The 23,609-nt window shown below is 53.0% G+C and carries 22 protein-coding genes; 9 read left to right on the top strand and 13 right to left on the bottom strand.

Going from position 1 to position 23,609, the window contains the following annotated elements; all coding sequences use genetic code 11:
* Nucleotides 1–156: 156 nt before the first annotated feature.
* From WC359_09570 to WC359_09555, 4 genes are all read right to left on the bottom strand, one after another.
* Nucleotides 157–2,697, bottom strand: coding sequence for a PAS domain S-box protein (locus WC359_09570; GenBank protein MFA5400676.1), 2,541 nt, complete (start codon nucleotides 2,695–2,697; stop codon nucleotides 157–159).
* 135 nt (nucleotides 2,698–2,832) lie between these two features.
* Nucleotides 2,833–3,213 (bottom strand): hypothetical protein, encoded by a 381-nt coding sequence (locus WC359_09565; protein ID MFA5400675.1) that lies wholly within the window; start codon nucleotides 3,211–3,213, stop codon nucleotides 2,833–2,835.
* A gap of 16 nt (nucleotides 3,214–3,229) precedes the next feature.
* The gene (locus tag WC359_09560; protein ID MFA5400674.1) at nucleotides 3,230–4,522 is read right to left on the bottom strand and encodes an MFS transporter; all 1,293 of its coding nucleotides are present in this window, start codon (nucleotides 4,520–4,522) and stop codon (nucleotides 3,230–3,232) included.
* 13 nt (nucleotides 4,523–4,535) lie between these two features.
* Nucleotides 4,536–5,696 carry a Xaa-Pro peptidase family protein gene (locus tag WC359_09555; GenBank protein MFA5400673.1) on the bottom strand — a complete coding sequence of 387 codons (1,161 nt, stop codon included), beginning with the start codon at nucleotides 5,694–5,696 and terminating at the stop codon, nucleotides 4,536–4,538.
* 170 nt (nucleotides 5,697–5,866) lie between these two features.
* Between WC359_09555 and WC359_09550 the strand changes: the two genes are divergently transcribed.
* The 4 genes from WC359_09550 to WC359_09535 all read left to right on the top strand — a co-directional run bounded on the left by WC359_09550 (nucleotide 5,867) and on the right by WC359_09535 (nucleotide 9,004).
* Nucleotides 5,867–6,109, top strand: coding sequence for a DUF3820 family protein (locus WC359_09550; GenBank protein ID MFA5400672.1), 243 nt, complete (start codon nucleotides 5,867–5,869; stop codon nucleotides 6,107–6,109).
* Nucleotides 6,110–6,138: 29 nt separating this feature from the next.
* The gene (locus WC359_09545) at nucleotides 6,139–6,333 is read left to right on the top strand and encodes a YwbE family protein (protein MFA5400671.1); all 195 of its coding nucleotides are present in this window, start codon (nucleotides 6,139–6,141) and stop codon (nucleotides 6,331–6,333) included.
* Nucleotides 6,334–6,429: 96 nt separating this feature from the next.
* Nucleotides 6,430–8,052 (top strand): DNA mismatch endonuclease Vsr, encoded by a 1,623-nt coding sequence (gene vsr, locus WC359_09540; protein MFA5400670.1) that lies wholly within the window; start codon nucleotides 6,430–6,432, stop codon nucleotides 8,050–8,052.
* Nucleotides 8,033–9,004 (top strand): DUF4928 family protein, encoded by a 972-nt coding sequence (locus WC359_09535; GenBank protein ID MFA5400669.1) that lies wholly within the window; start codon nucleotides 8,033–8,035, stop codon nucleotides 9,002–9,004. Before vsr ends, WC359_09535 begins: the two co-directional genes overlap by 20 nt.
* Nucleotides 9,005–9,009: 5 nt before the next feature.
* On the opposite strand, the gene WC359_09530 is transcribed toward WC359_09535, so the two are convergent.
* From WC359_09530 to WC359_09510, 5 genes are read right to left on the bottom strand one after another with little or no spacing between them, the layout of a single operon-like run.
* Nucleotides 9,010–11,211, bottom strand: a complete 2,202-nt coding sequence (locus WC359_09530) for a DNA translocase FtsK (GenBank protein MFA5400668.1) — start codon at nucleotides 11,209–11,211, stop codon at nucleotides 9,010–9,012.
* 12 nt (nucleotides 11,212–11,223) lie between these two features.
* Entirely contained in the window at nucleotides 11,224–12,876 is a 1,653-nt protein-coding gene (locus WC359_09525; protein ID MFA5400667.1) for a ribonuclease J, read from the bottom strand.
* A gap of 6 nt (nucleotides 12,877–12,882) precedes the next feature.
* Nucleotides 12,883–13,479, bottom strand: coding sequence for a uracil-DNA glycosylase (locus WC359_09520; protein MFA5400666.1), 597 nt, complete (start codon nucleotides 13,477–13,479; stop codon nucleotides 12,883–12,885).
* A gap of 39 nt (nucleotides 13,480–13,518) precedes the next feature.
* Nucleotides 13,519–13,890 carry a DUF1634 domain-containing protein gene (locus WC359_09515; protein MFA5400665.1) on the bottom strand — a complete coding sequence of 124 codons (372 nt, stop codon included), beginning with the start codon at nucleotides 13,888–13,890 and terminating at the stop codon, nucleotides 13,519–13,521.
* 1 nt (nucleotide 13,891) lies between these two features.
* A complete protein-coding gene (locus WC359_09510) occupies nucleotides 13,892–14,758 on the bottom strand; it encodes a sulfite exporter TauE/SafE family protein (GenBank protein MFA5400664.1) in 867 nt (288 codons plus the stop codon).
* An 81-nt stretch (nucleotides 14,759–14,839) separates the two neighbouring features.
* Between WC359_09510 and rph the strand changes: the two genes are divergently transcribed.
* Entirely contained in the window at nucleotides 14,840–15,559 is a 720-nt protein-coding gene (rph, locus tag WC359_09505; GenBank protein MFA5400663.1) for a ribonuclease PH, read from the top strand.
* On the opposite strand, the gene WC359_09500 is transcribed toward rph, so the two are convergent.
* Complete coding sequence (locus WC359_09500; protein MFA5400662.1) at nucleotides 15,556–16,830, bottom strand: glutamate-5-semialdehyde dehydrogenase; 1,275 nt, start codon at nucleotides 16,828–16,830, stop codon at nucleotides 15,556–15,558. The two genes, rph and WC359_09500, sit on opposite strands and share 4 nt — an antisense overlap.
* Before the next feature lie 19 nt (nucleotides 16,831–16,849).
* Nucleotides 16,850–17,962 (bottom strand): glutamate 5-kinase, encoded by a 1,113-nt coding sequence (gene proB / locus WC359_09495; protein MFA5400661.1) that lies wholly within the window; start codon nucleotides 17,960–17,962, stop codon nucleotides 16,850–16,852.
* Nucleotides 17,963–18,074: 112 nt separating this feature from the next.
* Between proB and WC359_09490 the strand changes: the two genes are divergently transcribed.
* Genes WC359_09490 through WC359_09475 form a run of 4 tightly spaced genes read left to right on the top strand, consistent with a single transcriptional unit; the run spans nucleotide 18,075 to nucleotide 22,006 of the window.
* The gene (locus WC359_09490; protein ID MFA5400660.1) at nucleotides 18,075–19,556 is read left to right on the top strand and encodes an HD domain-containing protein; all 1,482 of its coding nucleotides are present in this window, start codon (nucleotides 18,075–18,077) and stop codon (nucleotides 19,554–19,556) included.
* A gap of 57 nt (nucleotides 19,557–19,613) precedes the next feature.
* Nucleotides 19,614–20,933: a protein translocase subunit SecD gene (secD, locus tag WC359_09485; GenBank protein ID MFA5400659.1), complete on the top strand. Its 1,320-nt coding sequence runs from the start codon at nucleotides 19,614–19,616 to the stop codon at nucleotides 20,931–20,933.
* Nucleotides 20,930–21,826, top strand: coding sequence for a protein translocase subunit SecF (gene secF / locus WC359_09480; protein MFA5400658.1), 897 nt, complete (start codon nucleotides 20,930–20,932; stop codon nucleotides 21,824–21,826). Before secD ends, secF begins: the two co-directional genes overlap by 4 nt.
* Before the next feature lie 48 nt (nucleotides 21,827–21,874).
* Nucleotides 21,875–22,006, top strand: coding sequence for a hypothetical protein (locus WC359_09475; protein ID MFA5400657.1), 132 nt, complete (start codon nucleotides 21,875–21,877; stop codon nucleotides 22,004–22,006).
* A gap of 62 nt (nucleotides 22,007–22,068) precedes the next feature.
* Here WC359_09475 and WC359_09470 read toward each other — a convergent pair whose 3' ends face one another.
* Together WC359_09470 and WC359_09465 are read right to left on the bottom strand one after the other, a co-directional pair.
* The gene (locus WC359_09470) at nucleotides 22,069–23,106 is read right to left on the bottom strand and encodes a histone deacetylase (protein ID MFA5400656.1); all 1,038 of its coding nucleotides are present in this window, start codon (nucleotides 23,104–23,106) and stop codon (nucleotides 22,069–22,071) included.
* 16 nt (nucleotides 23,107–23,122) lie between these two features.
* Nucleotides 23,123–23,575 (bottom strand): DUF3795 domain-containing protein, encoded by a 453-nt coding sequence (locus tag WC359_09465; protein MFA5400655.1) that lies wholly within the window; start codon nucleotides 23,573–23,575, stop codon nucleotides 23,123–23,125.
* Nucleotides 23,576–23,609 lie beyond the last annotated feature (34 nt).

Here is a 23,609-nt window from a genome sequence, read left to right as displayed (position 1 = left end):
ATATGAGATTTATCGACCGGATGATTTAATAATATCATGAATAATTGGATTACATAAATAGCCATAAACCTTATATACCGGGTACTCCGGTTTTAGGGGTTCAAAGCGGTTTTTCCTGGCAGATAGAGGTGTAAAAATATGGAAATATTAAATGGATTAGAACTTAAATTTGTTGTTTCTGAAGAGCTCCAGGCAGGCATTCACCACATCGGCATCATACAGTCTGCCCTTGTTCTCTGATATCTCTTCAAGCGCCCTGGATATGCCCGGTGCCGACCGGTATGGACGGTGCGAAGCCATGGCTTCAACCACATCCGCAACTGCCAGTATTTTTGCTTCCAAAATTACTTCATGATCCTCTATCCCGCCGGGATAACCCGAGCCATCCAGCCTTTCATGGTGCTGCAGAATCGCGTTTGCTACGGAACAGGGGAAGTCCATACCTTTGACAATATCGTAGCCGCTCAGAGAGTGTGTTTTTATCAGATTAAATTCGATATTCGACAGCCTCCCCGGTTTGCTGAGAATATCGGACGGCACATACATTTTCCCTATATCATGAATTAATGCCGCAGTCCTGATTTGATCGATTCGAGAATCATCCAGCTTCATTTCCCCGGCTATGGCGGTCGCCAGGTCGGCCACTCTCTGCTGATGACCTGCAGTGTAGGGGTCTCTCAGTTCCACGATCTTAACTATGGTGTTGATAGCATCATTCAAAGTTTTCTTCACGGATTGGTAGCTTTTAGCCAATTTGTCTTCCGCACGCTTACGCTCCGTGATATCACGAACAAAACAGGTAGCGCCAATGATGAATCCATCTTTCTGACGGACGGTATTCCAATCGAGCTCGTAGAAAATATCCTTATCCGTCTGATACTGTTCTTCCATAAAATGGACCCCGGTCAGTGCACGATCTATGCTTTGCTTCGCTGACTCGCGCAACTCAGGGATAGTCATACATTCCAACAGGTTCATGCCAATCTCAATATCAACATTCCAGACGCTACGCATTTCATTTTGGTGTTTCATGTTAAATGCCGTATAACAATATTTTCTATCGACGGAGAAGATTATGATATCCTCTGGGCTGTTTACGACAGCAGATAATAATGAATTCTGGATACTCAGTTCTTCCTCTGCATGTTTGCGCTCGGTGATGTCATCCAGGAAATTCAGGGTTGCCGGTTTGCCCTCCCAGGTTATTACGACCGTATTCAGTTCCACCCATTTAATGGCGACGTTTTTATTGATAATGCGGAATTCATACCGGCCTGGAAGCGCTGCCCCCTTTAAGCGCCTTATATGCCGGTCGATCACCAGTTGCCTGTCATCCGGATGAATGAACTCAGTAAACGGTCTTTCTAATATCTCCGCAGAGGGATGGCCGATCATTCTGGACGTCTGAGGATTTAGAAATATTACATTGCCCGCCTCTGCAACAAAGATAGCTTCGCCGGCGTTATCAAAAAGGTAGCGGTATTTTTCTTCGCTCTCCCGATGCGCTTTCTCCGCCAGCCGGCGCTCAGTAATATCTCTGGCCACACCCAAGATAGATTCCGGTTTGCCGCGCTTATCCCTGATTACGCTGAACTTGCTTTCCGCCCAAAATGCTGTGCCGTCTTTTTTATAATATTCCAGATCAAGAGTCAGGACGGGATTGTAATTGGGATCGGCCTGCACCCTGGGCATCTCCTCTAAAAATGCCTCAGCCACAATTTTGAGCGACTCCGAAGTGAAGTATTGCTCCAGTGACATCTCCGTTATCTCCTGCAACGTGAAGCCGCTTTGTTTTGCAGATGAAGGACTGCAGTAAGTAAGCTTGAGGTCCATATCCAGAAGCCATATGCCATCAACCGTATTGTTTGCCAGCAATCGATAGAGAGACTCGTTCTCCTTTAGCGCCGCTTCAGTCTGTTTGCGTTTGATGGCCAGTGCTGCCATATGAAGGAAAGTCTTCAACGCGTCGTCCGGCACAACCGGCGTATTTGCCGGCATATATGCCACACATGATCCCTGTATTTCTGATCCATAGCATATTGCAAGTGCAACTATCTGATCACAACCGATAGCCTCCATGACGATGTCAGAGATGTCTCGGGATATTGTTCCCATCGAAAGTTCGACCAGGTCTTTTGGCCTTCTTATTAACTGGCTGTGCATTTGTTCACGCATATCCCGGCTGAAAGGCATCTGCATCTCGAAAAGCTCCTGGCCGAAGAAAGTATCGATTTTCTGTTGGAAAGCAGGATCGGCGGATAGAGAAACGGCTTGTAATGTATGCGCTTCCTGATGATAAACTGAGAAAGTTGCAGCAATTGAACCGGTTAAGCGACGGAAGCCCTCTGCAATACGCTTGTACAAATCTTTTATGTCGGAAGACTTAACAAAAGAAGTGGAAATATCGTTGAGCCGTTCATAGTAATCAGCCAGATGCCGGTATTTTTGCTCTCGCTCACGGAACTCTTCTTTCTGCCGCTTGAGCTCGGCCAGGCGAATCTTCAACGCTTGTACGAGTTTATCCGGGTTCTGCTTTTTTTGAGAAGCGGTTATGCTGACTTTGCGGATGAATTTCTTGTTTGCTTTGGGCTGTACATTTACAGATGATGATACAGCATTCCCCGCCGCAGCGCCGTTTTTCTCAGCCGGCTTAACAGCGCTTTTCCCAACCCCTGGATAGCCAGCCCTGCCGGCCATATACCTTATTCTCCTACCACGGCTATGTCAGTAATGGGTTAGTCAAGCCTGTGATAACTTAAGCATACCACGTATAATTAAATTAACATAACGTAGCCGGTCTTACCGGTTCCGGCACAGCATGTGCTGCACAGTTCAGTCCCGCTTGAACTTGCCCGATACAGCTATGATATTCAGTACCAGACCGAAGAGATTGATGCCCACAGCCAGCGTCCATGATAGGATCGAGCTGTAAAGTTGCGGCTGGATAAAGATGTTGATGATGTGAGTGACCACGCCCCCGTATCCTATAACGATGATAGCCACTCCCATTAATATCCTGTAAAGCGTGAGCTTGCGCAGGTAGCCCGGAATAAGGAAAAGCGCATAGGTTATCATCGATATCGTGCCCATGACCGGCTGTGTGGGCGCCAGCCCGGGTTGTCCCTGCGATATAAGAAATAGACTGACGCCGTTATACAGGATTCCCAGTATGAAGTAAATGACCTGCAGCAGCAGCAGCGTTGTCAGTTTCATGTTTCTTTCTCCATGCTTATTTAGCGATGAGGGTTTCCTGTTGGACTTTGGCCATATCGGCAGGATAGGTGCGCGCAGCCAGCCAGAGCAGCACCGCTGCGATAAGGCCCGCGATGGTGGTGCTTAGCATGGCCATCATGAGACCCTGGGCGTCTCCTCCCAGCGCGTCGGAGATGGCTCCCACCACGGAGGGGCCCCAGGCGCCGCCGAACATGTAGGCGGCGAACACGGCCATCCCCATGGAGAGGCCCTTATGGGCCGCAGGCACTACGTCCTGCGAGACTGCGTTGAGCGCCGGCGATCCGATCACTGAGAGGAACCCATAGACGAAGCCCAATGCTATGCCGATAGGGCCGAATTTGAGTATCACCATGATCACCAGCACTATGGCGGCCAGTACGGAGGCCAGTGCGGGGAGGTAGAGCCGGCCCTTGCCGGTCTTCTTCTGCCAGTGGTCGGCCAACCAGCCGCCGAACGGGGCTGCGATGATGGCCGTCAGTGCCCATCCACCCACAATCATGCCGGCCGTCGCTTCTGATATATTCATCAGGCGCATCATCAGAGCCGGCGCCCAGACCAGTACGGATACCGTCATAAAGCACATGATGCCGTAGCCGAAGAAATACAGGACCAGGCTGCGTATGCGGAACAGCGATGCGATAGACTTGCCGAAATTACTCTTTGTACCCGTCGCGTCCGAATGAGCCGGGGTTTTATAATCCTTCATGAAAAAGGCCATGATGCCCAGGATGATGCCGGGTATGGCGAAGATATAGAAAGCCCAGCGCCAGCCCATGGCGGCCGAGATAGCGCCACCCGCGATAACCCCGATGGCGGCGCCCAGCGGGATGCCGATATTGAAGATGCCCAGCATGCGGGCGCGCTTTTCCGGGGGGTAGGCTGCGCTGACCATGGCCACACCGCCTGCGGTGAAGCCGGACTCGCCAACGCCCACCAGGCTGCGCGGTATTATCAACGACGTGAAGCTTTTAGCGGAGCCGGTCAGGAAGGTGAACAGGCTCCAGAGTAGGGCCATGATACCGATCGTCTTATTGCGGCTCCAGCGGTCGACCAGGTACGCCACAGGGAAGGAGAAGAGCGCCATGCCCAGTATGAACAGGGTCTGCGCCAGTCCGCACTGGGTATCGGTCAGGCCCAGCTCGACCTTCATGGGCTGCAGCACCACGGAGAAAACCTGCCGGTCGATGTAGTTGATGACGTACAGCAATGTGCAGATTACCAGAATGTACATGGCGCTGCCGCCGCCCGTTTTATATTCCCGGGGTTGCGTGTTAACCGGTTCTTTCATATTCATAACCCCCTTATTTCTTAAAGAGTAGCTCTTCCAGTTGATCGGGCGCATGGGTCAATTTCAGGTTGCCGTTCTCGGTGATCAGCACGGTATCGGAGTGGCGGTAGCCGCCCTTGCCCTGGAAATAGATGCCCGGCTCGATGCTGACGATCATGCCCGGCGCCAGCTTGCGCTTATCGCCCAGCGCCAGGAAGGGATCCTCATGTCCTGTGATGCCGAAGCCGTGTCCCGTGCGGTGTATGATGTTCTTCTCGTATCCGGCGTCGATAAAGACCTGACGTACCTGTTTATCTATCTCCTCCAGCACGGTGCCCGGCTGTGCCAGCTTGTAGGCCAGCGCGCGCCCCTTCATCATAATATCGAACAGCTTCTTAGCGTGATCCGGAACATACTCCAGGAACAGCGTGCGCTCTATTTCCACGCCGTAGCCGTCCACGGTAGCACCGACGATCGAGCAGGAGGGCCCTCCCTCCTCCATGGTCATAAATGCGGTCGGTATGATATGGGGGTCGTGCGAGATGGAGGGCGGCCAGACAGCGCCCTGGAACTTGCTGGCGATCAGGTTGATGTCTGCCACCTCGAAGAGTGCCTTGGCCATCATAGCCTGCACTATCCCGCTGTAGATGGTGATGAGGGGTACTCCCACCCTGGTAAGCTCCAACACCTTTTTCATACCCTCGTCCACCACCTGGCAAGCGTGCACATGGCGTCCGATCTCGTACTCGCTCTTGATGACACGGATATCCTCAATGATATTGGTTATCACTGTAGTTCCGCGGGTTTCCTTGAGGATACCTGCGGGCATGGCTGACTCGATGCCGACGCGGTCGTCGTCTTTGAGGAGCGGCCTGTAAACGTCGAACCAGTTCTGCCCCTCAGGCGCCGGGAACTCGTAGTAAATGACATAATCCAGGTCGCAGCGAGCCCTGGCCTTAACATGCGTCGATTCCAGCAGCGGGCATACCATTTTCATCGGCCCCTTTTTACCAATCACCAGTATGAACGGCCGCTCGTGCACAAGATTGGCGAAATTGGTCAGGTAATAGACGTTGATAGGGGAGAAAGAGACATAGTAGTCCAGTTTTTGCTTCTCCATCTGCTCGCGAACCTTTTCAAGGCGCGCGTCCAGCTCCTCTTTACTCGGTTTGGCGGTGATAGGCTCAATCTTCACGGTCTGCCTCCTTTAAACGGGAATTTCCCGCTATTATACCGCAGTATGCGGGGATATTAAATGAGTTGATATGAAGGTCGGAAAATGGGTGGGAATCTGAGTGCGGTCATTTCGGTTTACAGAGGGAAGGTCATCGGATATAGTATGTATTGTATTTGGACTAAGCAATAATGGATGAAAATATAGCCGATCCCATCAATCCCCAAATGTTAGTTGACCTGGTATCTATAAAAATGCCTTTTGGAAAATACAAAGACTATATCCTTTGTGATCTGCCTGAACCTTATCTGGTCTGGTTTCATCAGAAAGGTTTCCCTCCGGGAAAAATTGGTACGCTACTATCGGCTCTTTATGAAATCAAACTTAACGGATTGGGATATCTCCTGAAGCCGATCAGAAAATATTCACAGTGAAGAAGAATAATATGAGATAGAATTACAATATGAGCGTTACAAAGCGTGAAAATATAAAAGTTGGCCTTCGGGTCTCAATAGTAATGAAGGCAGATCAACGGTCTGGAAAACCGACTGAAGGGATAGTTAAGGATATTTTGACAAATACATCATTTCATTCCCATGGCATCAAGGTCCGGCTGGAAAGCGGCCAGGTCGGCCGAGTTATTGAGATAATAAATTAGGGACTTCCTCCCTTCCCCAAAGTATGACGGTACAATACTGGCTTAAATGTTGTTATAATTCGTGATAGAGTCAGCCCGGTCGGTTGAAAGGCCAATATGCGTACAGTGAAAGAAACATCCGCAATCATGCGACGTGTCCATTCCAAGGATACGGAGCCCGACATGCTATTCCGCAAAGCTCTGTGGGCACACGGTTTTAGATACAAATTATACGATCCAGCATTGCCTGGTAAACCTGATCTGGTATTGCCTTCCCGGAAAGTAATTGTTTTTGTTGATGGAGATTTTTGGCATGGTCATCAATGGCGGATACGCGGACTTTCGTCGCTAGACGCGCAATTCACAAATGTAAAGGATAAAAAGTATTGGATCAATAAAATTAGTCGTAATATGGATCGTGATTGTCGAAATGTGACAAAATTGCTGTCTGATGGTTGGACGGTTGTGCGTTTCTGGGAATCCGAGATTAAGAGTAACTTGGAGAAATGTATTAGTCTGACTTTGGATGCGATCAACAACGGCCATACGGATCACTCCAATTCGATGGTCACCAATAAGACATTTGCCGAGTTTTTTGCGGGGATCGGCCTGATGCGCATGGGATTGGAAAAACATGGCTGGTCGATTCGCTTTGCGAACGACATAGATCCCCTAAAACATGAGATGTATGAAGACAATTTTGATAAGTCAAGTGATATTTTTGTACTTGGGGACATCCACGCAATTTCAGGAGACGCGGTTCCATCGGTTACCCTTGCGACTGCTTCCTTCCCATGTAATGACTTGTCGCTAGCTGGATCGAGATCTGGGCTGCGTGGCAAGCAATCTTCCGCCTTCTGGGGATTCGTGAAGATATTGGAGGAAATGGGGAAGAGGCGCCCTCCAATTGTGTTGATTGAGAATGTGGTTGGATTTCTGAATTCAAATCATGGGAAGGATCTTGAAGACGCATTAACGGCGCTAAATAACTTGGGCTATCAGGTTGATGCCCTAATACTGGATGCAGCGAAGTTTGTTCCACAGAGCAGGCAAAGACTATTCATTATTGGTGTTCGAGGATGTGGGGATAGTATTGAACCTCTTAATATAAATGAAAGCTACCAGTTCTATGAGAGCAACGTGAGGCCAAAAGCGCTTGCAGATTTCGTTTTGCTTCATCCACAAATAACATGGCGTTTACGTAAGTTGCCAAACCAACCATCAAGGAAGATCAGTTTTGAGGACATTATAGAAAATTTGGACGACGGATCGAAAGAGTGGTGGAGTACCAGTCGTGTCGATTATCTCTTGAATCAGATGAGCGCAAAACATCGAAAAGTGGTTGAGCAAATGATGAATAATTCCTATTATTCATATGGGACAATATTTAGACGTGTTAGAAAAGGCAAGTCAATGGCGGAATTGCGGTCTGATGGATTAGCAGGTTGTTTACGTACCCCGAGGGGTGGGAGTGGGCGACAAATACTACTCAAAGCCGGAGATGGCAAGTGTTTTGCTAGGTTGCTTAACCCTAGAGAATGTGCGCGTTTAATGGGGGCAGATGACTATGAGGTTGCTGTACCATTGAACCAAGCTCTGTTTGGCTTTGGTGATGCGGTCTGCATACCCGTGATAGAATGGTTAGCGAACTACTATCTGAATCCCCTTGTGAATGAGCTTAGCAGGGGAGTTATATTGAAGCCGCAGGTTGAGGTTTATAATGGAATCAGATGTAATTGATCGAGCGCTACGCATATTCGACATATGGTTTTTTCAATTGAAGGTACATAAAGTATCCGAAGGACCTGCCAGGGGAACAATAGCAGCGGCTTTACTCATACTTGATAAATTGCAGGACGAGTTCAATTTGGATTTAGATTCATATAGAACTAAAAAAGGTCAATCTCAGATTGCGGGGCTTAGTGCGTCTGCTATAGCTGGCATTTTGAAAAAATTCGGTGAAACCCGGCCTTTTCTAAGGGAGGGTGGTCGAACGAATAGAGGTGGCGCCGGAGACATGGGACTTATGTTGCAATCGATAGCTGAAATGAAACTGGATAGACTGTCAAAGCGTGAGCGTAATCTGGTACTGAAACGGCTTCAACAATTCTTGGTGGAAAGGATCAACGATTTTCATAATCGCCAGGTACTCAAAGTACTATATGATCCTTCTTTCAGCACTTGGCAATTTATTCATAACCTATTGAAGGCGGCTAGCGACAGAGGTAAAGAAGGGCAAATTGCGCAATACTTGGTTGGTGCCAAGCTGAAGTTGAGATATCCCAGTATTGATGTTGAAAATTATTCTTCCAGCACCGCTGATGAACAGCTAAAGCGGAGGGGTGATTTCCTGATAAACGATACAATATTTCACATTACGGTCTCACCGATGCAAGCAGTCTATGATAAATGCAAGTCAAATGTTGATGACGGCTTTCGGGTATATCTGCTGGTTCCTGACCGTCTATTGGCGGCTGCTAAAGGCAACGCTGAGATGCTTTTACCAGGGAGGGTATTTGTGGAGTCAATCGAATCCTTCGTGGGCCAGAATGTTGAGGAACTATCCGCATTTTCAAGAAGCCAGCTTGTTGGTGAGTTTCGGCGACTACTTGAGATTTATAATCGCCGAGTCGATGATATTGAATCAGATAAATCTTTGCTAATAGCAATTCCTGCTAATATGCGAGACTGAACCGTTCACATTTCCCCTTTCTCTCTTTCCTTCTCTTTCCCGAACCCCTCTTCTTTCAGCCTGTCCATGATTCTGGCTGCGCGTGGGAATCCTATCCCAAGCTTTCTCTGCAGGTAGGAGGTGGAGAGCTCCTTGGATTCCAGCGCGAGCTTACGGGCGGCATCCAGCAACTCGTCCTCGGCTGATTTCTTGCCATCGGGGGTTGCCCTGGCCATCTCCTCGAATTTTACCGGCTGAGCCTCCTGTCGGCGCTGGTTGGCCCAGAAGGTGACAAGCCTCTCGATCTCACCGTCGCCGACCATGGTGCCCTGCAGGCGCTTGGGCTTGGAGACGTCCTGCGGCATATAAAGCATATCGCCCCTGCCCAGAAGCTTCTCAGCCCCGGCGGAATCGATGATGGTGCGGGAGTCCACCTGCGAGGTCAGCGCGAAGCTCATGCGCGTGGGGAAATTGGCTTTGATCAGTCCGGTCACAACGTCCACGGACGGCCTCTGCGTGGCAACGATCAAATGTATGCCGGTGGCGCGCGCAAGCTGCGCCAGGCGGCAGAGGGCGTGCTCGACCTCGTCGTATGCTGCCATCATCAGGTCGGCCAGCTCGTCGATTATGACAATGATGTAGGGCATGCATTCCGAGGGCTGCTTATTCTTATTGAAGTCTTCTATATTACGCGCCTTGGAGGCTGAGAAACGCTTGTAACGGATGTCCATCTCGGCGCTCAGCCAGCGCAAAGCCATCACGGCTTTCTCCGTGTCCACAACTACAGGCGATACCAGGTGCGGGATGTTGTTGTAATTGACCAGCTCGACGCGCTTGGGGTCCACCATCACGAAGCGCACGGCGTCAGGCGTGTTGTTCATCATCAGGCAGCAGATGATGGAATTGAGGCATACGCTTTTGCCGCTGCCTGTGGCGCCGGCGATCAGCAGGTGCGGCATTTTAGTCAGGTCGGCCACGATGGTCTCACCACCGGCGCCCTTGCCCAGCGCAATTGCCAGGTGCGATTTAGCCAGCATCTTCTGAAAGGCCGTGCTCTCCATCACGCCGCGCAGGCCGACTGAGCCGAAGGTTGTGTTGGGCACCTCGATGCCCACCATGGACTTGCCGGGCACGGGCGCCTCGATCCTGATGCTGGGCGCCGCCAGCGCCAGCGCCAGGTCGTTGGACAAAGAATTGATGCGCTCGACCTTGACGCGCGTGCGTCCGACCTCCTCCTGCCTGGAGGAGACGTTGCCGTCGCGGTCCTTCTCACGGACCTCCTTGAATTTTCGGTCCCAGCCGGGCTCGACGCCGAACTGCGTGACAGTGGGACCGCGGTTCACCTCGATCACCTTTGCCTCAACACCATAGCTGGCCAGCGCCTCCTCGATGGTCTCCCGGCGCTTCTCTATCTCGCTGTCGCTGATGACGGTCTCGGCTATCCTGTCAAGAATATTTATGTTGGGCAGCGACCAGCCGCCAACGATTATGCCGGAACGCAGCCTGTCCATCACAGCGGTATCGATAGGCGCGACCGGTTCTTCACCTTTCTCAATCAGCGCAGTTTGTTTTTCTTCCGTCGCTTTTACGGGCGGCAAAGCCTTTTTCTGCGAGTTGGAGTCTTTGACTGCTTCAGCTATCCCGCCGACTGCTCCCGCCGTTCCTTTTGCCGTGCGCTTGAAAAGTCCCAGCGTCCATTCGGGCGCCACCAGGAATACGCCCAGCAGAACCAGCGCTAAAATAATCAACATACCTATAACCGGAGAATCGGTAACAATAGCCTGCCCGATGAGGCCTCCCAGCGTAACCTGTGCCAGTATTCCGGAGCCGGATGGGCGAAGATAGGAAAGCAGGCCCCAGGCGGCCGTCATGAAGGCGGCCGCAGCAATGAAATAATTCCAGTTGCGCGCGAAGAACGAGGGGCGGCCGATGATAACCAGCAGCCCTATGACGGCTATTATCACGAAGATAACGCCCAGGCCCATCAGGCTTACGATATTAGCTCCGGCTGCATCGAGGGCGGAGGCGATCTCCGCGCCGAGCTCGCCCATGGCCTGTGTGATGAGCGCCCAGAGGGCCACTATCAGGCAGACGGCTATCACGAATATGATGGCGAGCAGCACGGGGGGAGAGAAAAGGAAGTGGAGAAACGCATTGCCTGAGCCTTTTCCGGATTTCTTCTGCGATGGTTTTTTACTGTTGGTACTACTGCTTTTCCTGGCGGGCATAGGTTTATTCTACTATACCTCGATAGCAGTTGTAATTATCATGGGGCGCCGTTTGGTCTTCTCGTAGAAGAATTTGCTCAAGGTCTCCTTGATACGCGTATGTATGGCGCTCTGCTCGGTATGGTGTCCCTTGCCCAGCGTACTGGCCACCAGCTCGCGCCCCTGGTTGATCACGGTGCCGTCATGCTCGGCATCCACGAAGCCGCGGGATACGATGTCCGGCGTGCCGACCAGGCAACCTTTATTCTTGTCCAGTGCCACTATAACCACCACGATGCCGTCGCGCGAAAGCAGCTTGCGGTCACGCAGTATCACCTGCGCGTGGCGCCCCAGCACCAGACCGTCCACGTAGACATTTCCATACGGTAGCTTGCCGGCTATGCGCGCCTTTTCGCCGTCGATCTCAAGCATATTCCCGTTATCCATGACGAAGATATTGCTCTCCTGTATACCAAGGCTTTTAGCCAGGCCGGCATGTATGACGAGGTGGCGGTACTCGCCGTGTATCGGCATGAAGAACCTGGGCTTGGCCAGTGTGAGCAGCATCTTGAGCTCCTCCTGGCTGCCGTGGCCGTGCACATGCACGTTGGAGCGCGAGCCGTATATAACGTTGGCGCCCTGGCGGAAGAGATTGTCGATGGTGCGGTTGATAAGCGACTCGTTGCCGGGAATGGGTGTGGCGGATATGACCACGGTATCGCCCTGATGTATACGTATCTCGGGATGGTCGCGGTTGGCGATGCGCACCAGCGCCGAGGTCGGTTCGCCCTGGCTGCCGGTGGTGAGCAGAATGGTCTGGCTGTGGCTGTACTTCTTAAGGTCATCTGCAGTACATAGTACTTGACCCGGGTCGTGCAGGTAGCCGAGTTCCAGGGCCATCTTGACTGTATCGCGCATGCTGCGCCCTACGATGAAGACATGGCGTTTGTGGTGGGTGGCGGCATCGATGACCATCTGGATGCGGGATATCAACGATGAGAAAGTGGCGATGATGACACGGCCGGGCGCATCGCCGATGATATGCTCCAGGGTCTGGCCGACGATTTTCTCTGAAGGAGTATAGCCGGGCAGTTCGCTGTAGGTGGAATCGGCCATCAGCAGCAGCACGCCTTCGTTGCCCAGCTTGGCCAGCTTGGAAAGGTCGGTGGGACGTCCGTCCACCGGCGTGTAATCTATCTTGAAATCGCCGCTGTTGACGATTGCGCCCAGCGGCGTATATATAATCAGCCCCACCGCGTCGGGTATGCTGTGGCAGACAGGGAAGGCCTCGACCTTGAAGCTGCCCACCTGGAAGCGCACGCCCGGTGTTATCAGCTTGAGCCGCGCCTTGATCAGGGAGCGGTGCTCCTTGAGCTTGACCGAGATAAGTCCCTGCGTGAGTTTTGTGGCATATATGGGGAGGTCGAGTTGCGGCAGTATATATGGGAGGGCGCCGATATGGTCCTCGTGGCCGTGTGTGATGACGATGCCGCGTAGTTTGTGTTTATGCTCGAGCAGATAGGTTATATCCGGAATCAGCAGGTCGACTCCCAGCATCTCGTCCTCGGGGAACATCATGCCGCAGTCGATGATAAGGATATCTTCGCCGTATTCGACGGCCATCATGTTCTTGCCGATCTCGCCGAGGCCGCCGAGAGGGATAATTCTTAACTTGTGACGGGTCATTGCATTTTAGAAAAGATTAAGCTGGGCCGGTCTTTCTTTTTCTTCCTCCATCTTGCCGGCCTCCGCCAGTACCGCCGGCAATTTGAGTATGTCGGCCTCTATCACCCGGCGCAGGTTGCCCTGGTGCAGCGCCGCCGCCGGATGGTACATGGCGAAATAAATTACATTCCCCGAGCGTCTGGCCCGGCCGTGTACCTTGCTGATACTTTCGCCGGGAAAATATTTTGCCATGGAATAACGACCCAGGGTTACAATCACGCGGGGCTTGATCACGTCGAGCTGGCGCTCCAGCCATTTGCTGCAGGCCATGATCTCGCCGGGCAGAGGATCGCGGTTTTCGGGTGGCCGGCACTTGATTACGTTGGCTATGTAGACCTGGTTGCGCTTATATCCGATCATGCCGATAAGCTGGTCCAGGTACTGGCCCGCCTGGCCTACGAAAGGCCGGCCGGTCTGGTCTTCATGATAGCCCGGCGCTTCACCGATAAAAAGCAGCTTGGCGTCATCGGGCCCCTCGCCCGGCACAACCCTGGTACGGTGCCTGGCAAGGTCACAATTTTTACAGCGTTCTATTTCCGCGTGAAGTTCAGTCAGAGGCGACATCTAATTCGAATAATATCACAGGCCATGCCTGCGGTCAATTCATTTCAATACTAAAATGAGGCTGGCTGTCAGCATTATCAGAAGCACGATGCAAACGATGACCGGTTGCCTTTCCCTCACGGCGGCGAAGTACGCAAGCGATAGTATCAGCATGGCCACGGGCAGGAGCAGGATAAGGACCACGCCGGCTGTTATGAAAGCCGCCGGATTGAGCGCGGCAAATCCGTCTACCAGCGAGGGCAGCGGCAGCAGTGGAGATGTGTGCGGGGCGCCGCTCACCAGAAAAATGATGAGTCCACAGACGATCAATATAAGGCTGACCGCTATACCCGCGCGCAGCACCAGGCTGATGCGCCGGTTGAGGCGGTGCAGCTTTTCATGACGGGTGTCGTACCGGCATTCCATCTTCATTTCACCCCAGTATATTGAGCGCTTTGAGAATCATAAGGACCGCTGTTACGGCCAGGAAAAATGTAAATATCCACATGAGCAGTGCGCTGCGGGCCCGGTGAGCCAATGCGGCCCCCAGCCTGGCGCCCAGGAATACGCAGATAATGAGCGGCGCAACGATATAGGGCACGACATACCCGTTAAATATATAGATAATTGCGCCGGTCATGGTGGTGAAAGCGAGCAGCATGGCGCTGGTGGCAATAGTAGCCTTGAGAGGAACTTTCATGAACCGGTTCATGACCGGAACGTTTATTATGCCACCGCCGATGCCCAGCAGGCTGGAAAGAACGCCCGCGAAAAAGCTGGTCAACAGCCCTGTCACAGGGCGATGAACTTGATAGTCGATCTCACGGTTTATGGATGGATCATAGTAACATCCGTCCAGCCAGGCGTGTGGAGCATGGTCTTTTTCACTAACCTTTTTAGAGGCCTCTACCTGCTCAGGGTCAAGTCTGCGACGTTTCTTGGGCATCATGAGGTAGGCTACGTAGACCATCAGCAATCCGAAGATGATGGTGAGAACGGGGGATGATAGACTCGCTGCCAGGAAAGCACCGGCAACCGCGCCCGGTACGAGAGCGCACGAGAGCAGCAAACCGAGCTGAAGATTAGTCATATGACAGCGTATATAGACGCTGGTTGCGGTGCAGGCATTGATCACGATAGAGATCAGGCTGCTGCCGATGGCATACTGGATGGGCAGGCCCAGCGCTAGAGTGAGCACCGGAACGATGATGAAGCCGCCGCCCACGCCCAGCATGGAGCCCAGAAGGCCGGCAGCGAAGCCGGTGCCGCCCAGTATCCAGATATTGACGTCGGCCGGCATAGTGAGTGAAAGGATAGCACTTTCATCACGTCATTGCGAGGTGCTATACTTGCGCGGGAATTTGTGCAAAAAGGAAGTATTATGGCGAGAGTAGACGGGCGAGCAAATGACGAGATGCGGCCGGTGAAGATTACCCTGGGCTACCAGGATTACCCCGAGGGATCGGCCCTGATCGAGATAGGAAACACACGTGTTATATGCGCCGTGAGCGTAGAGGAGAGGGTGCCGCCCTTCCTCAAGGGACAGGGCAGCGGCTGGGTGACAGCCGAATATGCTATGCTGCCCCGCGCCACACATACGCGCACTCAACGCAATCCCGACAGGCAGCAGGGGCGTTCGCAGGAGATACAGCGGTTGATCGGGCGCAGCTTGCGCGCGTCCGTGGATATGGACTCGCTGGGTGAAAGGACTTTTGCCGTTGACTGCGATGTTCTGCAGGCGGACGGCGGTACACGCACCGCCAGCATCACCGGCGCCTACGTTGCACTTTATGTGGCTATAGCAAAATTGAGAAAGCAGGGCATCTACAAGGTGATGCCGGTGAAGTGTGCGGTGGCTGCCACCAGCGTGGGTGTGGTCGATAGGATTAAGCTTCTCGACCTGTGTTACGACGAAGACTTCCGCGCGGGTGTCGATTTCAACGTTGTTATGACCGACAAAGGGGAGTTTGTTGAGCTTCAGGGTACGGCGGAGGGCAAGCCGTTCTCCAAGGAGACTATTGATACTTTGATCGCGCTGGCGGATAAGGGAATAAAGCAGCTCTTTGCAGAACAGAAAAAGGCATTAGACAGTCTGCGCTAAGGCCGGACCTGTCCGTTGCCCCTGATGCACCACTTGTAGCTTGTGATCTCTCTCAAGGCCATGGGTCCGCGGGCATGGAACTTCTGCGTGCTTATGCCGATCTCAGCGCCCATGCCGAACTGCGCTCCGTCGGTGAACCGCGTGCTTGCGTTGGCGTAGACACAGGCGGCATCCACCTCGTTCAGGAAGCGCTGAATTGAACTCTCATCTTCGCTCACGATCGCCTCGGAGTGTCCTGATCCGTAGCGGTCGATATGCTGCAACGCCTCTTCCAGAGAATCGACGACCTTGACCGCCATCACCAGGGACAGGTACTCCCTGCCCCAGTCATCATCCAACGCCGGTCTGATACTCAGATCCGTGATCGATTTGAGTATACCCAGAGAGCGGTGATCACAGTGTAATTCCACCTCCGCTTGGGCCAGCTCCTTAGCCATTACGGGAAGGAATCCCGCCGCGATATCTTTGTGCACCAGTACGCAGTCGAGTGCATTGCATACTGTGGGGCGCTGAACCTTGGCATTGTAGGTGATGGCGGCAGCCTTCTGGATATCCGCCGTACGATCTACATACAGATGGCAGACGCCTATGCCGCCGGCCACCACCGCCATGGCCGCGTTGTCCCTTACGAATTTGATCAATGCGGCCCCTCCCCTGGGGATAACCAGGTCGATGTACTCCTTCATCTTTAACAGGCGGTCAACTAAGCTTCGGTCGGCCGATTCAATGAATTGTACAGATCCGGCCGGAATACCCGATCTGTACGCCGCCTCCTGCACCGTGCCTGCCAGCGCGAGATTGGATCGAGCCGACTCTTTACCGCCGCGAAGTATAACGGCGTTGCCGGCCTTAAGACATAGAACCGATATATCCACCGTTACGTTGGGCCTGCTCTCATAGATGGCGCCTATCACACCCAGCGGTACCCGCTTTTTGCTCAGAGCCAGGCCGTTGGGCAGGGTGCGCTCCTCGATGATCTCCCCCACGGGATCAGGAAGCGCCGCAACGGTCTTCACATCCTCCGACATGCCCTTTATCCGTTTGGAGTCGAGCATAAGCCGGTCCAGCATGGCCGCGCTCATGCCGGAGGCTTCGGCCTCTTTATAGTCTTTCTCATTATTGCGGAGGATGATGTCTTCCTTGTCCAGCAAAGCCTTTGCTATTGCCGTGAGTGCCTCATCCTTTACGCCGGTGGGGATAAAGGATAGCCGTTTAGAGGCAAGCCTGGCCTGCGCAGCTTTCTCTTTTAATTCGTTTACATCTACCTGCATGAATAGCCTCCATTAATATTCAGACCAGCGCCAGGTTGTCACGGTGTATGGCCTCGTCACCGTATTCATATCCGAGCATATCGGCTATTACGCCCGACCGCTCCCCTTTAATACGGAGCAGGTCGGCGGAGCTGTAATTGGTGATACCGCTGCCGATCCTTCTACCGTCTTTCTCACATATGTCGACCACATCTCCGCGATGGAAGCTGCCCTCCACGTCGACGATACCGGCGGGAAGCAGGCTTTTCTTTTGTCTGCGCAGGGCAGCGGTGGCGCCCTTGTCTATGGTAAGGCGTCCGGCGCAGGATAATCCTGAAAGCAGCCAGCGCTGGCGGCTCTCGATCTTGCTGTCACGGGCCGTGAAAAACGTCCCGATGCTTTTGCCCGTTGCCGCTTCGATTATCACACGGGGGAGCGAGCCTTTAGCGATAACCACCGATACGCCGGAGGAGGTGGCCAGGCGCGCCGCCTCGAGCTTGGTGACCATTCCGCCTGTGCCGCGCGCACTGCCTGCGCCGCCCGCCATCTCCTCTATTGTTTTATCTATCTTATCAACCACCGGTATAAGCTTTGCTTTGCGGTTCTGCTGAGGGTCCGAGGAGTAAAGGCCTTCCACGTCGGAGAGCAGCACCAGCAGGTCCGCATCCACGAGGTTGGCTACCATGGCAGAGAGGTTGTCGTTGTCGCCGAACTTCTGCTCACCTAGTTCATCTGTGCATACTACATCGTTCTCGTTGACCACGCAGACGACCTTGAGGTCGATCAGGGCCAGAAGAGTGTTACGCGCGTTCAGATAATGCGCCCGGTCGGTCAGGTCTGCCCGCGTGAGAAGCGCCTGTGCCACGTTGATACCGTGCTCCAGGAAAAGGCCGTAATAGATGTTCATCAGGCGGTTCTGGCCTACGGAGGCCATGACCTGCTTGAAAGGTATGTCCCGGCGTTTATTTTTTATGCCGAGCAGCTCGCCGCCTGCAGCTACGGCGCCGGATGACACTATGATTATCTCATGCCCTTTGCGGTGCAGCTCCGCAACCTGTCCGGCCAGATCGGCCATGACTTTCAGGTCCAGCCTGCCGCCTCCCCCGGTGATCAGGTTGGTCCCGAGCTTGATTACGATGCGTTTGTATTGCATGGTGACTAAATTATATCACAGCGATAAATGTGACTGAGCTTCGGTTGGGGGCTATGCGGATATGGTAGAGGCAACTTTACAAGGCTATCAGACGGGGCTATAATCTTTGCCTGTGTTCGAAATCAACCAGGACCTGATGAGTGTCCTCTCCAGGCTTACGCCGGTATGCACAGCCCCTGAATGTAAGGCGTTTTTAGTAGGTGGCTTTGTGCGTGACTGGCTGGTGGGCAGGGATACGATCGACCTCGATATCGCGGTCAGCGGCGATTCGCTGGCTATTGCCCAGGAAGCTGCTGAGCTTGTAGACGGCCGTTACGTTATGCTGGACGAGGATAACCAAGTGGGGCGGGTGGTGGTGGCCGGGGAAAACGATCCGTGGCATATAGATATCACGTCTTATGAAGGTGATATCGAACATGACCTGCTGCGGCGCGATTTCACTGTGAACGCCATGGGGCTTGACCTGGCTGCCTTTGTGGAGGGCGAGATATCTCTGCTTGACCCTGCAGGCGGAGAGGAGGACCTGAAAAAGGGCCTGTTGAGGCAGGTCAGCGACAGAATATTCGACAGAGATCCCTCGCGCCTGATGCGCGCGGTCAGGCTTTCCAGAGAGCTCAACCTTGAGATTGAGCCCATTACCGAGGATACCATGCGCTTAAACAACAACCTGGTGGAGACGGTGCCCAGTGAGAAAGTCAGGGAAGAGCTGCTCAGGATACTGTCTCTGCCTTATGCAGGCAACTCGGTGCGTTACCTTGATGATCTGGGACTGCTGTGCAGGATTATGCCGGAGATTGAGGCGATGAAGGGAGTGAAGCAACCGAAGGAACATTACTGGGATGTTTTCGATCACTCCATCGAATCCATTGCCGCCCTCGAGTATATATTGAGGGAGAGCGACTGGGTTTACGGCAAAGGCAACCTGCTGGAGGCGGTCCCGTGGCAGCCGGAGATCGAGAAGCACTTTGCTGAGGAGATAGCCGGCGGTAGCAGCCGCAGGACGTTGTTGAAGTTGGGCTTGCTGCTGCACGATATCGCCAAGCCCGAGGACAGAACTGTCGAGGAAAACGGACGCATAAGATTTCTGGGACATACCAAGGACGGCGCTGTTACCGCCGCCGCCATGCTGGGAAGGCTGAGGTTCAGCACCAGCGAGATACGCTATGTGGAGAATCTGGTATATCACCATCTTCATCCGGCGCAGATGTCCCACGAAGGTTTACCCACTCACAGAGCGATATACCGTTTTTTCAGGGACACAGAGGGCGCCGGTATCGATATTATTTACCTGGCGCTGGCGGATTACCTGGCGGTGGCGGGCCCGCGCGTCGATATCCGAGAGTGGCATATGCATACTGAGCAGGTCAGGTATATAATAGATGTTCATAATAAACAGGAAAGTGAGATATTGCCGGTCCGCCTGCTGACAGGTAACGATTTAATCAACGAGTTCAAGCTGCACCCTGGAAAAGACATCGGCAGGTTGCTCAAGCTGGTCAGGGAAGCCCAGGCGGCCGGTGAGATCAGCACCAGGGAGGACGCTCTGCAATACGTAAGGAATGAGATTGACAGGGGCGCCTGTTGTGCAGCGTGAGTAAGGTATATGTACCGGATTGCGATTGAAACATTGCTCAGGAGGGTGAAAGGATAATTGAAAACAAGTGATATATTGCTGCTTCTGTTTTTAGCCGTGCTGGTCGGATTCAGCGTCTGGGCCATAGTGCCGCTGGAGGGCGACCGCTTCGGCCGCCAGGGTCTCACCCTGGGCCTGGACCTGAAAGGCGGCGCATACCTTGTGTACGAGGCCGACCTGTCGAAGAAAGATCCGTCGCAGACGGTAGACCAGGTCATGACCAGCGTCCTCAACAAGATAGAACGACGCGCCAATGCGTTCGGCGTTAAGGAACCGATCATTCAACGCCAGGGCGAGAATCGTATCCTGGTTCAGTTGCCCGGCGAAAAAAATGTGGATGAGGCAAAGAAGCTGATAGGCCAGGTCGCCCTGCTGGAGTTTAAAGAGACTACCACGGACCTGTCGGGACAGCCGCAGACCGATGAACAAGGCGAATATATCTGGACCATCGCCACAGGCGTCGGTAGCGACGGACAGACCAGGGAATTGACCGGTAAATACCTCAAGCCCAACTCAAGGGTTGAGCTTACATCCAATACCAACGAGCCGACTGTGGCATTCGAATGGAACGATGAGGGGGCGATACTTTTCGAGCAGATCACCAAACGTAATATTAATAAACCCCTGGGCATATTCCTGGACGGCCAGCTCATCTCGTATCCTACGGTGCGCGCCGTGATCAAAAACGCCGGCATCATCGAAGGCATGGATATGAAAGAGGCGCAGAACCTGGCCATTCAGCTCAACTCGGGCTCACTCGATGTGCCCCTGTCCGTTATTCTGGAGCAGACTGTCGACGCAACTTTGGGAGCGGACTCAATTAAAAAGAGTATCGTAGCAGGCGCCATCGGCCTTATCCTGGTAGTCCTGTTCATGATCCTGTACTACCGTATGGCGGGTGTCGTAGCGACACTGGCTTTAATAATCTACGGCATCATTCTGACCGCCATTTTTAAACTGGTGCCGGTCACGTTGACGATGGCCGGCATTGCAGCGGGTGTTGTGTCAATCGGCATGGCGGTAGACGCCAATATCCTTATCTTTGAACGTATGAAGGAGGAACTCAGGGCGGGACGCACAATGGGTGCCGCTGTGGACGCAGGCTTCAACCGCGCCTGGCTGGCCATACGCGACAGCAATGTGACTACATTCATAGCCTGTATTGTTCTTTTCTGGTTCGGCGATACTTTTGGAGCTTTCATGGTCAAGGGCTTTGCGCTTACACTTTTCATAGGTGTAGCCCTCAGCATGTTCACCGCCATCACGGTCAGCAGGTTATTCCTCTCCTTAGCGGCGAGGGCTGTTAAGAATACCTGGTTATACGGAGTAAAAGCATGATCAACATCGTAGGTAACCGCAAGTGGTTCTTTCTTATTTCCATTTGTTTGCTTGTGCCGGGCATCATCTCGATGCTGGCATTCGGGTTCAAACTTGGCATCGATTTCAGCAGCGGCACTGTTATGACGCTGCGATTCAGCCAGCAGGTTGAACAGGGTGTGCTCAGGCAGCAAATGTCCCAACTGGGGTACGACGATGCCACGATCCAGAAGACCGGCGACGGCGATTTCCTCGTCCGTACCAGGGACATCGATACCGATGAAAAAATAGCTCTGATCGACGGCCTTGAGAAAGGGCTGAATGCAGAAGTGACTATCAGGGACTTCGAGACCGTATCGCCGGTAGTGGCCAGCGAGGTGGCGCGCAACGCGGCCATCGCCGTTCTGGTGGCATCCATTTTCATGATACTTTACATTGCCTTTGCCTTCCGCCATATGCCCAGTCCCTTCAAATGGGGCGTCAGCGCCGTGATCGCCCTGCTGCACGATGTATTGATCGTCATGGGCATCTTCTCCATACTGGGCTGGCTTATCGGCTATCAGGTTGACTCCATGTTCATCGTAGCCATGCTGACCATAGTGGGGTTCGCCATCAACAATACCTGTGTGGTCTATGACCGCATACGCGAGAATGTCCGCAAAGGCATAAGCAGGGATTTCGCCACAACCGTGAACTCGAGCATACTGGAGACGATCGCCCGCTGTATCAATACCAGCCTCGTGGTGATTTTAACAGGCCTTGCGTTGTTCCTGTTCGGCGGAGTGACAATTCAGCAATTCATCATGGCCCTGCTGGTTGGAGTGGTAGTGGGTATCTATGACTCAATATTTGTGGCCGGTCCGCTGCTGGTGCTGTGGGACCGTGGCCTCAAAACTGAATCAAAGGCCGCATGATAACGATGATCAATGCTTATCGATTGATGGAGATTACAAGGGGGCTTTATGGATAGGAACATGTTTATCGGTTTATGGGCCTTGCTCATGATCCCGCTGGCCACATTCATGGGCATAGCGGGCATGATATTGGGCGTTGCGGTAATCCTTTTCCTCGGCATCGGAAGCAAGGAAGGCTGAGCTTTTATCTGTGCATAATAAGAATGCGGGGCAAGCGCCCCGCATTCTTTGTTTTATCAGGCTCAATCTTGTATTTTGTGAATATTACGTATGGATTTAACGAAATCGCCGAAATCACGTGGTGAGTATGACATGGGAGGAGGCCCCAGCGGATCATAAACCTCGGCATGACCCATCAGCAGTTCGATGGTTGCGGTGACGGAATAGGCCAGCGCCGTGTGGTTGTAACCTCCCTCCAGGCTGAATACCAGCCTGCTGCGGCAGAACTGGTCTGAAATCGTCTTGATGATCTTGGTCATGCGCGCAAATCCCATGGTAGTAAGCGTCATGTTGGATATCGTGTCCTGCCAGTGGGCGTCGTATCCGGCCGATATCAGCACCAGGTCGGGCTGGAAACGCCCGGCAACGGGCACCAGCACCTCGTTGAAAACCTGGAGGTATTCATTATCCCCCAGGCCTGCTTCAAGCGGGATATTTACCGTATACCCCTCTCCCGCCCCTTTGCCGGTGTCTTCGGCTGCGCCGGTGAATGGATACCAGGGATACTCGTGAGTGGAACAATATAATACCTGTGATTCGCTGTAGAATGCTTCCTGAGTGCCGTTGCCGTGGTGGACGTCGAAATCAATAATTAATATGCGCTTGATATCATAGTTGGACAATGCAAAGCGGGCGGCGATGGCCACGTTATTAAACAGGCAGAAACCCATCTGGTGGGAATGTACGGCATGGTGGCCCGGCGGCCTGACCGCGGCAAAAACGCTGTCGGCCTTGCCGCTCATGACCTGCTCGACCGCCGTCATAACCCCGCCGGCAGCGTAGATAGCTGCCTCCCATGATCCGGGGGACGCATATGTATCCGGATCCAGCCAGCCGCCGCCGCCGTCGATCTCAGCTTTGAGGCTCCTGATATATTCACGGTCGTGCACTGCCGCTATCTCGTCGATGCTGGCGGCCCGAGGTGAGATATGAAGGAACTGCTCTTTAACCTTTGTCTTCTCAAGTATGGTATCTATGGCCTTCAGGCGTTCCTTGTTCTCGACATGGCTGCCCGTGTCATGATGCTGGTATAACTCGCTGCTTATGTAGCCGACTGGCATTTATTTTCGGGCTTCCTTATGCAGATTCTTCGGCAGAGTTATCTTTAAGTTGCGGACCCTGTCCTATGACCATTACGCCGTGGAAATAACGTGAGTAAATGTCTTTAATAGCTTTTTCCCATTCGAACGATCCCTTGTTTTTTCTTAACGCCAGGCTGGCTATCTTGATGTTGTGAGGGAGCCTATCGGCGCGGTCGGAACACGGCATCAGCTTTACGCAGGGAAAATCGATGCACTCCGAACAGAATTCCAATCCCTTGCCTTTGATGCACATCCAGGTGGCGCACTGCTCCCCTATCACCGGGCAATGACCGTCGATAGACCTGCAGCCGGTGCAATTGACCTTATCCGGGGGTAGCTTCAACGTCTCGGAGAGCCGGTTCCTCAGCTTTTCATCTTTGATCGCCAGATTAAGAGGGCAAAGCCCGCAGTGGATTCCGCATGGTGCTTCCAATGCATTTTTATCCATGGCGCTCTCCTTTTTAATAATCGTTTCACCGGGG

The organism is Dehalococcoidia bacterium, from assembly GCA_041653995.1.
Taxonomy (GTDB): domain Bacteria; phylum Chloroflexota; class Dehalococcoidia; order GIF9; family UBA5629; genus CAIMUM01.
This window is presented reverse-complemented; position numbering and strand designations above follow the sequence as displayed.

What these genes read in the sequence shown, in the direction of transcription:
- WC359_09550 (MFA5400672.1), top strand. Translation starts at nt 5,867, where the DNA reads ATGGATGAAAATATAGCCGATCCCATCAATCCCCAAATGTTAGTTGAC.
- WC359_09475 (MFA5400657.1), top strand. Translation starts at nt 21,875, where the DNA reads ATGGATAGGAACATGTTTATCGGTTTATGGGCCTTGCTCATGATCCCG.
- WC359_09465 (MFA5400655.1), bottom strand. Translation starts at nt 23,575, where the DNA reads ATGGATAAAAATGCATTGGAAGCACCATGCGGAATCCACTGCGGGCTT.
- WC359_09525 (MFA5400667.1), bottom strand. Translation starts at nt 12,876, where the DNA reads ATGACCCGTCACAAGTTAAGAATTATCCCTCTCGGCGGCCTCGGCGAG.
- WC359_09515 (MFA5400665.1), bottom strand. Translation starts at nt 13,890, where the DNA reads ATGAAGATGGAATGCCGGTACGACACCCGTCATGAAAAGCTGCACCGC.
- WC359_09570 (MFA5400676.1), bottom strand. Translation starts at nt 2,697, where the DNA reads ATGGCCGGCAGGGCTGGCTATCCAGGGGTTGGGAAAAGCGCTGTTAAG.
- proB (MFA5400661.1), bottom strand. Translation starts at nt 17,962, where the DNA reads ATGCAATACAAACGCATCGTAATCAAGCTCGGGACCAACCTGATCACC.
- vsr (MFA5400670.1), top strand. Translation starts at nt 6,430, where the DNA reads ATGCGTACAGTGAAAGAAACATCCGCAATCATGCGACGTGTCCATTCC.
- rph (MFA5400663.1), top strand. Translation starts at nt 14,840, where the DNA reads ATGGCGAGAGTAGACGGGCGAGCAAATGACGAGATGCGGCCGGTGAAG.
- WC359_09535 (MFA5400669.1), top strand. Translation starts at nt 8,033, where the DNA reads ATGGAATCAGATGTAATTGATCGAGCGCTACGCATATTCGACATATGG.
- WC359_09565 (MFA5400675.1), bottom strand. Translation starts at nt 3,213, where the DNA reads ATGAAACTGACAACGCTGCTGCTGCTGCAGGTCATTTACTTCATACTG.
- WC359_09510 (MFA5400664.1), bottom strand. Translation starts at nt 14,758, where the DNA reads ATGCCGGCCGACGTCAATATCTGGATACTGGGCGGCACCGGCTTCGCT.
- WC359_09470 (MFA5400656.1), bottom strand. Translation starts at nt 23,106, where the DNA reads ATGCCAGTCGGCTACATAAGCAGCGAGTTATACCAGCATCATGACACG.
- WC359_09530 (MFA5400668.1), bottom strand. Translation starts at nt 11,211, where the DNA reads ATGCCCGCCAGGAAAAGCAGTAGTACCAACAGTAAAAAACCATCGCAG.
- WC359_09545 (MFA5400671.1), top strand. Translation starts at nt 6,139, where the DNA reads ATGAGCGTTACAAAGCGTGAAAATATAAAAGTTGGCCTTCGGGTCTCA.
- secF (MFA5400658.1), top strand. Translation starts at nt 20,930, where the DNA reads ATGATCAACATCGTAGGTAACCGCAAGTGGTTCTTTCTTATTTCCATT.
- WC359_09560 (MFA5400674.1), bottom strand. Translation starts at nt 4,522, where the DNA reads ATGAAAGAACCGGTTAACACGCAACCCCGGGAATATAAAACGGGCGGC.
- WC359_09500 (MFA5400662.1), bottom strand. Translation starts at nt 16,830, where the DNA reads ATGCAGGTAGATGTAAACGAATTAAAAGAGAAAGCTGCGCAGGCCAGG.
- WC359_09520 (MFA5400666.1), bottom strand. Translation starts at nt 13,479, where the DNA reads ATGTCGCCTCTGACTGAACTTCACGCGGAAATAGAACGCTGTAAAAAT.